At 72.3% G+C, this 12058-nt stretch carries 11 protein-coding genes and 2 pseudogenes; 8 read left to right on the top strand and 5 right to left on the bottom strand.

The window, feature by feature from the left end; translation table 11 throughout:
* Positions 1-20: 20 nt before the first annotated feature.
* Together ACIBCM_RS07825 and ACIBCM_RS07820 are read left to right on the top strand one after the other, a co-directional pair.
* Positions 21-590 carry a TetR/AcrR family transcriptional regulator gene (locus ACIBCM_RS07825; protein ID WP_399241071.1) on the top strand — a complete coding sequence of 190 codons (570 nt, stop codon included), beginning with the start codon at positions 21-23 and terminating at the stop codon, positions 588-590.
* Between the two features lie 143 nt (positions 591-733).
* Positions 734-1480: an IclR family transcriptional regulator gene (locus tag ACIBCM_RS07820; protein ID WP_399241070.1), complete on the top strand. Its 747-nt coding sequence runs from the start codon at positions 734-736 to the stop codon at positions 1478-1480.
* On the opposite strand, the gene ACIBCM_RS07815 is transcribed toward ACIBCM_RS07820, so the two are convergent.
* The gene (locus ACIBCM_RS07815; RefSeq protein ID WP_399241069.1) at positions 1431-2216 is read right to left on the bottom strand and encodes an IclR family transcriptional regulator; all 786 of its coding nucleotides are present in this window, start codon (positions 2214-2216) and stop codon (positions 1431-1433) included. The genes ACIBCM_RS07820 and ACIBCM_RS07815 overlap by 50 nt on opposite strands.
* A gap of 546 nt (positions 2217-2762) precedes the next feature.
* On the opposite strand from ACIBCM_RS07815, the gene ACIBCM_RS07810 reads away from it, so the two are divergent.
* The 3 genes from ACIBCM_RS07810 to ACIBCM_RS07800 all read left to right on the top strand — a co-directional run bounded on the left by ACIBCM_RS07810 (position 2763) and on the right by ACIBCM_RS07800 (position 6958).
* Complete coding sequence (locus ACIBCM_RS07810; RefSeq protein WP_399241068.1) at positions 2763-4232, top strand: GMC family oxidoreductase; 1470 nt, start codon at positions 2763-2765, stop codon at positions 4230-4232.
* Positions 4229-5566 carry an aldehyde dehydrogenase family protein gene (locus ACIBCM_RS07805; RefSeq protein ID WP_399241067.1) on the top strand — a complete coding sequence of 446 codons (1338 nt, stop codon included), beginning with the start codon at positions 4229-4231 and terminating at the stop codon, positions 5564-5566. The genes ACIBCM_RS07810 and ACIBCM_RS07805 overlap by 4 nt, the downstream gene beginning before the upstream one ends.
* Before the next feature lie 351 nt (positions 5567-5917).
* Positions 5918-6958, top strand: coding sequence for a helix-turn-helix domain-containing protein (locus ACIBCM_RS07800; RefSeq protein ID WP_399241066.1), 1041 nt, complete (start codon positions 5918-5920; stop codon positions 6956-6958).
* Positions 6959-7110: 152 nt separating this feature from the next.
* Here the strand turns inward: ACIBCM_RS07800 and ACIBCM_RS07795 are convergent, their stop codons facing one another.
* The 3 genes from ACIBCM_RS07795 to ACIBCM_RS07785 form a co-directional block, all read right to left on the bottom strand.
* The gene (locus ACIBCM_RS07795; RefSeq protein ID WP_399241065.1) at positions 7111-7923 is read right to left on the bottom strand and encodes an SAM-dependent methyltransferase; all 813 of its coding nucleotides are present in this window, start codon (positions 7921-7923) and stop codon (positions 7111-7113) included.
* Positions 7924-8076: 153 nt separating this feature from the next.
* The gene (locus ACIBCM_RS07790) at positions 8077-8886 is read right to left on the bottom strand and encodes an SAM-dependent methyltransferase (protein WP_399241064.1); all 810 of its coding nucleotides are present in this window, start codon (positions 8884-8886) and stop codon (positions 8077-8079) included.
* A 106-nt stretch (positions 8887-8992) separates the two neighbouring features.
* The gene (locus ACIBCM_RS07785) at positions 8993-9916 is read right to left on the bottom strand and encodes an aminoglycoside phosphotransferase family protein (RefSeq protein ID WP_399241274.1); all 924 of its coding nucleotides are present in this window, start codon (positions 9914-9916) and stop codon (positions 8993-8995) included.
* Positions 9917-9997: 81 nt separating this feature from the next.
* On the opposite strand from ACIBCM_RS07785, the pseudogene ACIBCM_RS07780 reads away from it, so the two are divergent.
* Positions 9998-10153: pseudogene (locus ACIBCM_RS07780) on the top strand (site-specific integrase); the annotation flags it as partial.
* A 19-nt stretch (positions 10154-10172) separates the two neighbouring features.
* Here the strand turns inward: ACIBCM_RS07780 and ACIBCM_RS07775 are convergent.
* Positions 10173-10598, bottom strand: a complete 426-nt coding sequence (locus ACIBCM_RS07775) for a DUF6924 domain-containing protein (protein ID WP_399241063.1) — start codon at positions 10596-10598, stop codon at positions 10173-10175.
* A gap of 53 nt (positions 10599-10651) precedes the next feature.
* On the opposite strand from ACIBCM_RS07775, the pseudogene ACIBCM_RS07770 reads away from it, so the two are divergent.
* Together ACIBCM_RS07770 and ACIBCM_RS07765 are read left to right on the top strand one after the other, a co-directional pair.
* Positions 10652-11344: pseudogene (locus ACIBCM_RS07770) on the top strand (hypothetical protein); the annotation flags it as partial.
* A gap of 379 nt (positions 11345-11723) precedes the next feature.
* The gene (locus ACIBCM_RS07765) at positions 11724-12011 is read left to right on the top strand and encodes a proprotein convertase P-domain-containing protein (RefSeq protein WP_399241062.1); all 288 of its coding nucleotides are present in this window, start codon (positions 11724-11726) and stop codon (positions 12009-12011) included.
* Positions 12012-12058 lie beyond the last annotated feature (47 nt).

Raw genomic sequence — 12058 nt, 5'->3', positions numbered from 1 at the left:
GGAGCGTGTACCATCGGTACATGAGCCGTCAAGACTCCCGCAACGAGTTGCTCACCAAGGCGGTCGCCCATGTCGGGGAGCGCGGTATGGGGGATATGTCGCTCCGGAGTCTCGCCGAGGCGATCGGGACCAGTCACCGGATGCTCATCTACCACTTCGGATCCCGGGAGCGGCTGCTCGCCGATGTCCTCCAGCGGCTCCGCACCCAGGAGCAGGGGGTGTATCTCGCCGAGGCGTCGCGCACAGGACGCGCGCAGATGCTGGGACTCCTGTGGAAGCTGTACTCCTCCCCGGGCTCGGAGGGGCGGGTGCGGAACTTCTTCTACGTACTCGGCCTGGCCGCCCAGCAGCCGGAGCCCTACCGTGAGTTCCTCGACTCCCTCGCCGACTGGGCCGACATCTTCCGCGAACAGGGCCTGCGCGAAGGGCTGGACGAGAAGCGGGCGGCCAATGAGGCGCATCTGCTCACCTGGTCGATAAGAGGACTCCTGCTGGACCTCGTGACCTCGGGGGACCGGAAGCGGGTCGAGGACGCCTTCGAAACCCTGCGCGCGTCCCTGGAGCAGGAGCAGGAGCAGGAGCAGGACTGACGGCGCGCCCCGAGCGAGGGCCGGGGGCCGGGCGGGGGAGACGTGCCCCGGAGCGGGGGGCCGCCCGGGCAGGCGCCGACCGCACCCCGGGGCACCCGCCCGCGCGGACACCGGCCGCCCACCCCGGCCTATACCATCGCCGGATGACCACTGGAACCGTGCGGAGCCTTCGCCGCGGACTCGATGTGCTGCTCGCGGTGGCCGATGCCGGGAACCCGGTGACCTCGACGGGGATCGCCGACCGTCTCGGACGCAACCGGGTCCAGGTGTCCCGCACCCTGCACAGCCTCGGGGCGGCCGGTCTGCTCAGCCGGGATCCCGGCACCCTCGCCTATGAACTGAGCTGGCAGCTCCACAGCCGCGCGGCCCGCGCCGCCAGGGCCCGGCTGCTGACGGAGGGACCGCCGGTCCTGCGCGAGGCGGCGGAGGCGACCGGGACGAGCGCGTTCCTGGCCGAGGTGCGGGGGGACGGCGCGGTGGCCATGATGGAGGACGTGCCCTCGGGGCTTTCCTGGGTGGGCCGTTCGTACCCGCTGTACTGCGACGACGCGGGGCAGGCGCTGCTGTGGGACTGTAGTCGCGAGGAGCTGGACATCGTCTTCGCCGGGACCGAGTTCATCGCCTACGGGCCCGCCGCGCCGACCGGCGTGGCCGACTTCGAGGCGCGGCTCGTGGCGGCCAGGGCCCGTGGCTACGCGGTGGTGGACGGGGAGTCGGAGCCGGGGGTGTTCGCCGTCGCCGCGCCGGTCCGGGACTTCTCCGGCGAGATCGTCTGCGCCCTGCACACGGAGGGCCCCTCGGAGCGGCTCGCCCCGCTGGCCGAGAGGCACGGCCGGGTGATCAGGGACCTGGCCGCCCGGCTCTCCGGCCTTCTCGGCCGCCGGCCCTGACCTCCAGGGCCCGGGCGGCCCCCGCCACCGACTCCGCGATCCCGGCGGAGCGGCCGGCCAGCCGGAACCGCGGCACCGCGAGGCTGAGCGCGGCCACGACGGCCCCGGACCCGTCGCGGACGGGTGCGGAGAAATCCACCACGTCGTGCTCGAACTCGCGGTCGGCGACGACCACTCCGGCGGCCCGGTCGGTGCTGTTGTAGGCCGCCAGCGCCGCGACGTCGCGAGCGGCCCTCGGCCCGCCGCCGGTGAACTCCACCCCGTCGAGCAGTTCGGCGAGCTGCTGCTCTGTGTGGTCGAGCAGCAGGGCCCGGCCGGGCCCTGTGCACCAGATCGGCGTACGTGCCCCGGGGGTCGCCGCCACATAGGACGACCAGTGGCTGAGCTGGGCCTCGACCGTGAGCGCCATGCCCCCCGAACGCACCGACAGCCAGGCGGGTTCGTGCCAGCGTGCCACCAGCCCGCGCAGGAGCGGCCGGGCGCCCGTCAGCAGATCCCGGTCGCCCGCCGCGGCGGCGAGTGCGAAGTACCCGGGGCCGATGCGCCAGCCGGGCGCCCTCCCGGCCCGCTCGACGAGACCCAGTGCCGCGAGGTCCTTGAGCATGCGGGAGACCGTGGCCTGGTCGAGGCCGATCGAATCGGCGAGCTGCGCGTTGCCGGGGTAACCGGCGGAGCCCAGCTCCGCCTCCAGGATCGCGTCGAGGAGGGCCAGGCCCCTGTCGAAGGTCGTCGTCACCACGACAGCCTAGCGCGGTCATATTGAGCATTGCTGCTTGACGATTTTGAACGCCTCCACGCATGATGGCCCCACACCGCAGGAAGGAGGCCGCACGCAGGTGGAACCGCCACCCGGTTCGGGCCGCCGCTCGACCTCTCCGCCCGCCGATTGCCCCGTCCGTACGGAACCGCGGCAGCCGTCACCCGGTGACCGTGCCCCGGCACATCCGTCCCGGCGCCGCTTCCGGTGGACCTCCAAGCCCTTGGCGTAGAACCCGGGCCGGCCGGCCGCACCGGAGACGTACCTCCGCACTCCCGCGCGAGGTCCACACAGCTCATTGATCCCGCCACCCCGCCCGCACGGTCGCGTGAGCCCCGTGGCTCGCCGACCGTACGCACCCCCGGGCGACGCGGCGGACCGCCTTCCGCCGGACGGGGACGGACGCGGCCCGAGCCCGGCACGCTCGTCCCCGCCCCGGCTCCCTCTTCCCCTCTCCCCGGCCCGCTCCCGCTCGCCGCGCCGGGCCCACCACATCCGCAACCTCCGACCGAGGAGTCACCACACATGCTTCCCGACCACGCCGAGATCGTCGTCCTGGGAGGCGGTACGGCAGGATGCGCCCTCGCGGGACGGCTCGCCCGGCGCCACCGGGTACTCGTCCTGGAAGCGGGACCCGACTACGGGCCCGACCGCTCCTCATGGCCCGCCGATCTGCTGGACGCCACCACCCTGCCCGCCTCGCACGACTGGGGCTACCGGAGCGGGCGCCACACCTTCGACCGCTGCCGGGTCATCGGGGGCTGCTCCACCCACAACGGCTGTACCCAGAACTCCGGCTGGGCCGGAGACTACGACGCCTGGGCGGCCGCCGGCTCACCGGGCTGGGACTCCGCCTCACTGCGCCCGCTGTTCGACGAGGCGGCCGCGCGGATGCGGCTGAGGTCCTACCGTGACGAGGAGATCCAGCCCTTCCAGCGGTCCTTCATCGCCGCGGGCGCAAAGCTCGGTCTGCCCGTACGGCAGGACTTCGACCGGCTCGACGGGGAAGCGGGCATCGGCTGCGCGCCCGTCAACATCACCCCCGGCGGAGTGCGCGTCAACACGGCCTTCGCCTATCTCGACCCGGTACGCGACCGGGGCAATCTGACAGTCGTGGGCGGCGTCAGGGCCGACAGGGTGGTGCTCGACAACGGACGGGCGGTGGCGGTCGATGTCCTCACCGCGGACGGCCGGCGCCACCGGATCGGCACCGGCCTCATCGTGCTCAGCGCGGGCGCCTACGGAAGCCCCGAAGTGCTGCTGCGCTCCGGTATCGGCCCGGCCGCCCATCTCACCGAGGCAGGCGTTCCGGTCCGTCACCATCTGCCCGGGGTGGGGGAGAACCTCCACGACCACCCGTCCGTACAACTGGAGTTCGCCGCAACCGCGGAACTCGCCGCGGACCTGGCCGCGTTCTTCCGCGACCGGTTCCTGCCCGACGAGCAGGCCCTCGCCAAGATCCGCTCGCCCTACGCGGGGGACGCGCCGTACGACCTGCACATCTACCCCTGGACCGAGCGGGACGAGACGCTGGAACACGGCTGGCGCTGCGTCGTCGCCGTCGGCCTGCTCAACCCCCGGTCACGGGGGACGGTACGGCTGAACCCGGCCGCGCCCGGTGCCCTCGCCGACATCGACCACGCCTATCTGGCCCACCCGGACGATCTGGCGGCCCTCGCCCACGGCCTGGACCGGGCACGGGAACTGGACCTGTCCCCCTGTCTGGGCACCCCGCTGCTCACCCCGGACGGCGGCGACACCCGCGACTGGATCAGGGCGAACCACCGCCACTACTGGCATCCGGCGGGCAGCTGCCGGATGGGCCCGGCCGGTGACCCGTACGCCGTCGTCGACCACACCGGCAAGGTGCACGGCCTGGAGGGCCTGCACATCGCCGACGCCTCCGTCTTCCCCCAGGTGCCCCGTGGCACCCCCGCGCTGCCGACCACCGTCGTCGGCGAGCGTGTGGCCGCCTTCATCGAGGAGACCCTGTGACCCACACCGACATCACGGACCCCCGCACCGGCGAGGTCTACGACCGCGTCCCGGTCGCCTCGGCCCAGGACGTCGACACGGCCGTCCGCACTGCCGCGGCCGCCCTGGAGACCTGGCGGACCTTCACACCGGCGGACCGCCACCGCTCCCTGCTCGCCCTGGCCGACGCGATCGCCTCCCGGGCGAAGGAGCTGGCAGCCGTCGAAAGCCGCAACACGGGCAAGGACCTCTCCGAAGTGCTGGAGGAGGACATCCCCGGGGCCTTGGACGAACTGCGGTTCATGGCCGGGGCCGCGCGCGGCGCCCAGGGGCCGCTGGGCGGGGAGTACGTGCCCGGTCATATGTCGGCGGCGGTCCGCGAGCCCGTCGGCGTCTGTGCCCTGATCGCACCGTGGAACCATCCACTGACCTGCGCGGTCGACAAGCTCGCCCCCGCGCTGGCGGCAGGGAACACCGTGGTCCTCAAGCCGGCCGAGACCACCCCCATGAGCGCGCTCGTCCTGGGCGAGATCTGCGCCGAGGTGCTGCCGCCGGGCGTGGTCACCGTCGTGTGCGGAGACCGTGACACCGGCCGTGCGCTCGCCGCCCACCCGGTCCCCGCTCTGGTCTCCCTCACCGGGAGCAGCCGGGCCGGGGCGGAGATCACGGCCTCGGCCGGGATCAAACGGCTCCACCTGGAACTGGGCGGAGACGCGCCCGCGATCGTCCTCGCGGACGCCGACCTGGCCGGGGCGGCGGACGGCATCGCGGAGGCCGCCCTCTACAACGCGGGCCAGGACTGCACCGCCGCCTGCCGGGTCCTCGTGGCCGCCGAGGCGCACGACGAACTGGTCGCGCTGCTGGCCGAGCGGGCCGCCGGAACGGAGGTCGGCCCGCTGAACAGCCGCGCCCAACTGGACCGGGTGAGCGCCTACCTGACAGCGCTCCCCGAGCACGCGCACATCGTCACGGGAGGCACCCCCCTGCCCGGACCCGGCTTCTTCTTCGCCCCGACCGTGGTGACCGGAGTGCGCCAGGACGACGCGATCGTGCAGGAGGAGGTCTTCGGCCCGGTCCTCACCGTCCAGCCCTTCACCGACGAGGACGAGGCGCTCCGCCTGGCGAACGACGTGCCCTACGGCCTGGCGGCGTCGGTCTGGAGCCGCGCCCCCGCCGCCGTGACCCGGCTGGCCGGGCGCATCGACGCGGGAACGGTGTGGATCAACTGCCACGGGGTGTACGCGACCGAGATGCCGCACGGCGGATTCAAGCAGTCCGGATACGGCAAGGACCTGTCCACCTACGCCCTGGACTCATACGTCCGGGTCAAGCACCTGATGACCAGGACCGCCTGAAGCCCGGGCACCGGGGGCGGCGCCCGCCGGGGGCCGCCCCCGTACCGTGCGTACCGTCGCCGGTGGGCGTCACGGGATCACCGGCGACGGCCCGCCCCGGGGCGGGCATACCGTCCGGGCCCGGCGGAAAAGGGATACGGAGGCCGCCGGGCATCGCGCAGGACCAGGGGGCTGAACGGCCCCGGTGCCCGGTTCGCCGGGCGGTACGTGTCCGGGCCGCAAAGGGTGTGTCCGTCGGCCGTGTCCGGGCCTGCGGTGGGCCGTGGGCCGCACGCGCACGGTGGTTGGCCGGGGATGCACTGGCCGCCCCGGGACGGGCGCAGCAGGATGTGGTGGCGGGGAGGTGGGACAGTGCTGAGGACGTTCGACACCGACGAGGTGCCCACGGGCGAGGGGGCCTCCGCGTTCGCCGAGGTCACATCGCGGTTCCTGATGCCGGTACGGATCCTGCCCCATGACCCGGCCGGCTTCCGCGCCCGTATGGGGTATCTGCCGCTCGGGTCCGGAGAGATGATCCAGGCGTCGTGCAGCCCGGTGACGACCGAGCGCACACCGAGGCTGATCAGACAGAGCGATCCGGAGTGCTACCACCTGGTCTACGTCCGGACGGGACGGCACGGCATCGAGCAGGCGCGCACCCGTTCCCAGGTCGGGCCCGGGGAATTCGTCCTGTACGACAGCTCCCTGCCGTACCGGGGGATCATGGGCCTGGCTCCGAATCAGGAGAACACCCTCGTGCTCCAGTTCTCGCGCCGGTCGCTCCGCCTCCGGTGCCCGCACGTGCAACGGCTTCTGGCCACCCCGCTCTCCGGGCGGACCGGAGCCGGTCGGCTTCTCGCCCAGTTCCTCACCGGTCTCACCCGGGAGTACGGACGCTGCTCGCCCGGTGAGCTCGTACGGCTCGGCCAGACGTCCCTCGATCTTGTGACCGTGGCCCTGAGTCACTGTCTCGACCGGGGCACGGATCTGACGGGCGAGTCACGCCAGCGCATCCTGTTTCTGAAGATCGCGTCGTTCGTCGACCGGCACCTCGGCGACGCGGAGCTGTCACCGGCGTCGATCGCCGTGGCCCACGGGATCTCGGCGCGTTATGTGCAGCGCCTGTTCCAGGCACAGGGCACCACCGCCGGCGCCTTCATCCGCGAGCAACGCCTCTCCCCGTGCCGCCGCGACCTGGCCGACCCCGCCCTCCGCCATGTGCCGGTCCACGCGATCGGCGCCCGCTGGGGCCTGCCCAGGGCCTCCGGCTTCAACCGCGCCTTCCGGGCGGCGGTGGGGATGAGCCCCGGCCGGTACCGGGTGCTCGCCGGCAGCACGCCGCCTCCGTCCGCCCACGGCGCCCTGCCCCCGTCCCCACCCGCGCACGGGCAGTTCCTGAGCCGGTGGACCTGATCACTCCGGCGCGGGCCGGTGGCGCCGGTGTCCGGGGCGGCTCGGAACCGGACCCGGCAGCCGATGCCGCCATGCCCGCGGGCACGACGGCCCGGCGGCGGACGCGCCGGGTGCCGGGCCCACGGGGGTGAAGCGGCGTCAGTTCTTCCGTGTCAGTTCTTCCGTCCGACGCCGCAGAGCACCGCGACGTCGGGCACCGGGTCCGGGCCGGGGACAGGCCGCCACTGGGAGGTGGGCACCACGCCCGGGTCGACGAGTTCCAGGCCGTCGAAGTAGGCCGTGATCTGTTCCGGGGTGCGGTTGGTGTAGGGGTGGTCGCCGCCGCTGTTCTCGTTGTACTGACGGACGGCCTCGTTGCGCGCTTCATTGGTGGTCGTGCCGTCGTTGACCACCAGATAGCTGCCGGAGGGCAGTGCGCCGAGGAGATGCGAGAGGGCGGCCCGTGCCTCGTCGTAGTCGGGGACGTTGCCGAGGATGCCCAGCATCATCAGTCCGACGGGGCGGCCGAAGTCCAGCGTCCGGGCGGCTGCCTCCAGGATCAGGGCCGGGTTCCGCACGTCCGCGTCGATGTAGTCGCAGGCACCCTCGGGGGTACTGGTCAGCAGGGCCTGGGCATGGGTGAGCACCAGGGGATCGTTGTCGACGTAGACGATCCGTGACGCGGGCGCGATCTGCTGGGCGACTTCATGGGTGTTGTCGGCGGTCGGCAGACCGGTGCCGATGTCGAGGAACTGACGGATGCCCGCGTCGGCCGTCAGATGGCGGACGGCGCGTGACAGGAACGCCCGGGTGTGCCGGGCGTCGTCGACGATGCCCGGGAACACCTGCTTGACCTGGTCGCCGGCCGCCTGGTCGACTTCGTAGTGATCCTTGCCGCCCACCCAGTAGTTCCAGATGCGTGCCGAGTGGGGTACTGAGGTATCGATCCTGCTCGATGCCTGCGGTGTCGGTTCGCCATCCCTCATTGAGAACACCTTCCTGCTGTACATCCCGTGCTGTACGTCCCGTGGCTCTCGCACAACCTAGCGTCAACAGGACGTAATTCATAAGCGAGTTAGCGATCACGGGATAGGCGGAACCCGACCGGGTGAAGGGCCCGGGGCGGGCCCGCCCGGGGATCAGGGCCTGCGGGCCACCGCCCCGTACATCGCGATGTCCCGGTCGTCGAGGGACTCCTGATCCGGCGACGGGCGCCAGTGGTGCACCTGCTTCAGGCCGGGAGGGACCATCTCCAGGCCGTCGAAGAAGGCCGCGGCCTCCCGTTCGTCACGCAGTACCATCGGCATGCCACGGCTCTCGTACTCGGCCTGGACACGGCGGACTTCCACCGGCGCGAAGTCGGCGGTGCCGATGGTCGCCGCCAGGAAGCTACCCGGAGGCAGGGGTTCCAGCAGGCGCCGGATCAGGGTGTGGTCCTCGGGCGGCATGATGAAGTGCAGCATGCCGATGACCATGAGCGCGACCGGCTGCCCGGGATCGAGGACCTCCCGGAACTGCGGGGACCGGATGATGGCATCGGGTTCGCGCATATCCGCGTCCACATACGCCGTACGGCCCTGCGGCGTCCCGGTCAGCAGCGCCTGCGCGTGCGCCAGCACGATGGGATCGTTGTCCACATAGACGACGGCCGCGTCGGGCCGCTCCCGCTGGACCACCTCGTGCAGATTGGGCGAGGTCGGCAGGCCCGTACCGATGTCCAGGAACTGACGGATCCCCGCCTCCCGCGCGAGGTACCGCGCCGCGCGGTGCATGAACTCCCGGTTGGCCCGCATATGGACCCGGAGTGCGGGCCACCCCGCGATCATCGCCTCACCGGCCTCGACATCCACGGGGTAGTGGTCCTTCCCGCCGAGGATGTAGTCGTACACACGGGCCGAGTGGGCCCGCCCTGTGTCGATCCTGTCCCGGGCGTGCCCGCCGTCCGCCATGCCACAACTCCCTTGTCCCGCAAGCAGCTTGCATATTCTAGGCGGCTGCGCGGCCGGTGGCCCCGGAACCCGCGGGCCGGACCGTCCGCCCGGGATCCGGCCGTGATCATCTCCCCAGCAGGGCCGAGGCGAGCGCGACCTGGGCCGGCTCCAGCGCCGTCCTGCCGTCCTCGATGTCCCACAGCGCGTTCTCCAGCACACGGCCGAGCGTCCAGCCGGCCGCGCGCTGCCGGTCGAGGCCCAGCACCTCGGTCAGGTGGTCGAAGCGGCGGAGCACCGTGCGGGTCACATCGCCCGATGCCACCACGACGTCCTCCCACCGGCTGTCGAGCGCCGGCCAGAGATCGAACCCGGGATCGCCCGCCAGGGGCTCGGGGTCGATGGCCAGCCAGGGTTCCCGCTGTCCGGCGAGGACGTTGTCGTAGTGCAGGTCCCAGTGCAGCAGCCGGTCTCCGGGCTCGGCGACGAGTTCGGCGACGGCCGACGCGCAGATCAGCACCAGGCGCCGCTCGGCCAGGTCGCGCAGCGCCGGTGCGGCGCCCGGCGCCTTGTCGAGCATGGCGGCGGCGATGTCGCCCAGCCGCCGTACCCCTTCGGGCGCGGGCACCGCGACCAGCCGCGCCATCAGTTCGGCGAGGATCTGCGTGGCGGCGGTGTCGTCGGCCACCGCCGACAGCGGACGGGTGGCGTCCAGCCGCTCCAGCAGTGTGGTGCCGGTGTCGGGGTCGTGGTCCAGCAGGCGCACGGCGCCCCCGCCGTCCCACACGCGCAGACCGAGCGCGGCGGCGGCGTTGTCCTCGCTCGGCTGCTGCAGCTTCAGCACCGCGGGCGTACCGTCCGCGCGGACGACCGGCAGCACGAGCGCGGCCATACCGTGCCCGGCGCGGCCGTCCGGGCGCAGCGCCCAGCGGTCCAGGAAGCCGGCGGCTAGCCGGGGCAGCCCGGTGATCCAGGTACGGCGGGACGGATCGTTCCCGCCGTACGACGCGGCGAACGCCTCGGGGACATCGATGGGGTGTGAGGTGCTGATGGGGGAACTCTCCTTTGTCCCGGGTCGGCTCGGGGGTCGGGGAACAGCCATGTCAGATCATGCGCCGAGCCGGCGTCGGCCCTCGGGGTGGGCAGGACCGCCGAACGGCTCGGCGAGGCCCGGCCGCCGGCGTCGGCCGCGGACGGCGAGACCGGCGAGGCCCTGTAACCGCTGTGGGGCACCGCGGCCGTGAACACGTGGACCTCCCGTCGGGCGGGTGTGCTGTCCTGGTTCGGCAAACGCCTGTCGCCCGAGATCAGAAGCCCCGGACGACGCCGTCGGCATCCGCGGCCCCTGCGAACTCCTCCCAGTCCATGTTGGCGAGGGAGAGGTTGTTCTCGATCGACCACAGTTCCCCGGCTGTGACTCGCAGTTCCCCGTGCCCCTGTTCCGGTTCGTACGCGTACGGCAGGTGGACAGCGAGCAGCGGCATCTCCGGCGTGGCGAGGGCGGTCTCGTCGGCCACGATCATCAGGCGGCGCCCGGTCCCGGCAGGGGCCAGGGAGATGATCTGTCCGGTCGTCAGATCGCGGTAGGCAGGATCGTCCACGATATGAACATCGGCGAGGAAGTCGTCCTCGTTCGGAGTCGTGACCGTCGTCCAGAGGGCTTGCCAAGCCGCCTGGTCGGAGAAGTCGGTGCGGATCAGCAGGGTGTCGTTCGTCTGCGGCAGGCTCTTCAACGGAAACTCACTCCTTGAGCGTGTCCGGCGGTCCAACGGGATGCCCGGCCGGGATGGCGTCCTCTCAGCGGGCAAGATATCCGCTCGGTCGGACAAGAAGACTCACTGCCCGTTGCCGGCCCGGGGTCACCCGGGAGCCGACGCCTCCCTGGCAGGCTCCACCGGCTTCCGGTGGACGCCCGTCCGTTCACGGCCATATTCCCGGAGTCTCCCGTGCGCCCCGGGGGCTTCGGTGTCAGGTTCGTCTGCCCTTGGACCTTCGGCCCCTGGGGCCCTCCAGTGCCACGGAGAGACTTCAGCACTGTCAGCACCATGCGTATGTCGGGCATCCGCCCGCTCCGGTGGATGCCTTCGCTCACCGTCGCGTCCCGGACGCTCTGCCCGGCACCGGCGTACCCGCCCCCCTCACAGAAGGAGTCATGAATGAGACGATCCCCCTCCGGACGGCACCGGCCGCCGGCGCGTTCCTCGCGGCCGCCGCACTGGTCGCGCCGGCCCTCCCGTCGGGCACGGCCGTATCCGCGCCCGTCGTACCGGCCGCGGTGCCCCGGGCCGGTGCCTTACCCGTGGAACTCACCCCCGCGCGACACGCCGAGCTGCTGGCCGACGCCACCTCCGCCCGGGGAGCGACGGCCCGCGCCATTGGTCTGGGAGCCCAGGAGGAGTTGGTGCCCGGCAGCGTCCTCCAGGACGCCGACGGCACCCTGCACACCCGCTACGAGCGCACCTACCGGGGGCTGCCCGTCCTCGGCGGCGACCTCGTCGTCCACACCGTTCCGGCCGGCACGGTCGAGAGGGTGACCCGCGCGACCGCCGCCCGGATCGCCGTACCGGAGGTGACCCCGGTCCGGAGCGCCGCCACGGCCGGAACGTACGCGCCGGCGAAGGCCAAGGAGGCGGGCACCGTGGGAGCGGCACACCGACTACGCGGGCGCGCGTGCCGCCACCCTCACCGCGGCCGCCGATCTGTACGGCGCCGATTCCCCGACGTATGTCAACGTCAGGGAAGCCTGGGGCGCCGTCAACGTCGGTACGCGCTCCGGCAGGCCGAATCCTCCGAAGCCCCCGGGCCCCGTCTTCGAGAACACCACCGACGTCCGGATTCCGGACGGCGACCCCGGTCCGGTGGTCTCGTCGACGATCGAGGTGACGGGCCTTTCCGGGAACGGCCCCGCCCTTCTGGAGGTGCAGGAGAACATCGTCCACTGGGACCGGTCCGATCCGACCGTGCACCTGGTGGCACCGGACGGCACCCCGTATCTGCTCAGGAGCAACTCACTCGGTTCCAGCGGGCCCACCACCCACAGCGTGGACGTCTCGTCAAAGAAGGCCAACGGCACCTGGAAGCTGACGGTGCAGGACCGCTACAGCACGAGTGCGGGGTACCTCGACAGCTGGAAGCTGTCCTTCTGACCCCGTGGCCGTGGGCACCGTCCATGACGGGCATCGCCCGCCGCCGC

The sequence above is a fragment of the Streptomyces sp. NPDC051018 genome (assembly GCF_044456085.1).
GTDB lineage: Bacteria > Actinomycetota > Actinomycetes > Streptomycetales > Streptomycetaceae > Streptomyces.
Note: the sequence above shows the minus strand (reverse complement) of the source record. Positions and strands in the feature narration are given on the sequence as shown.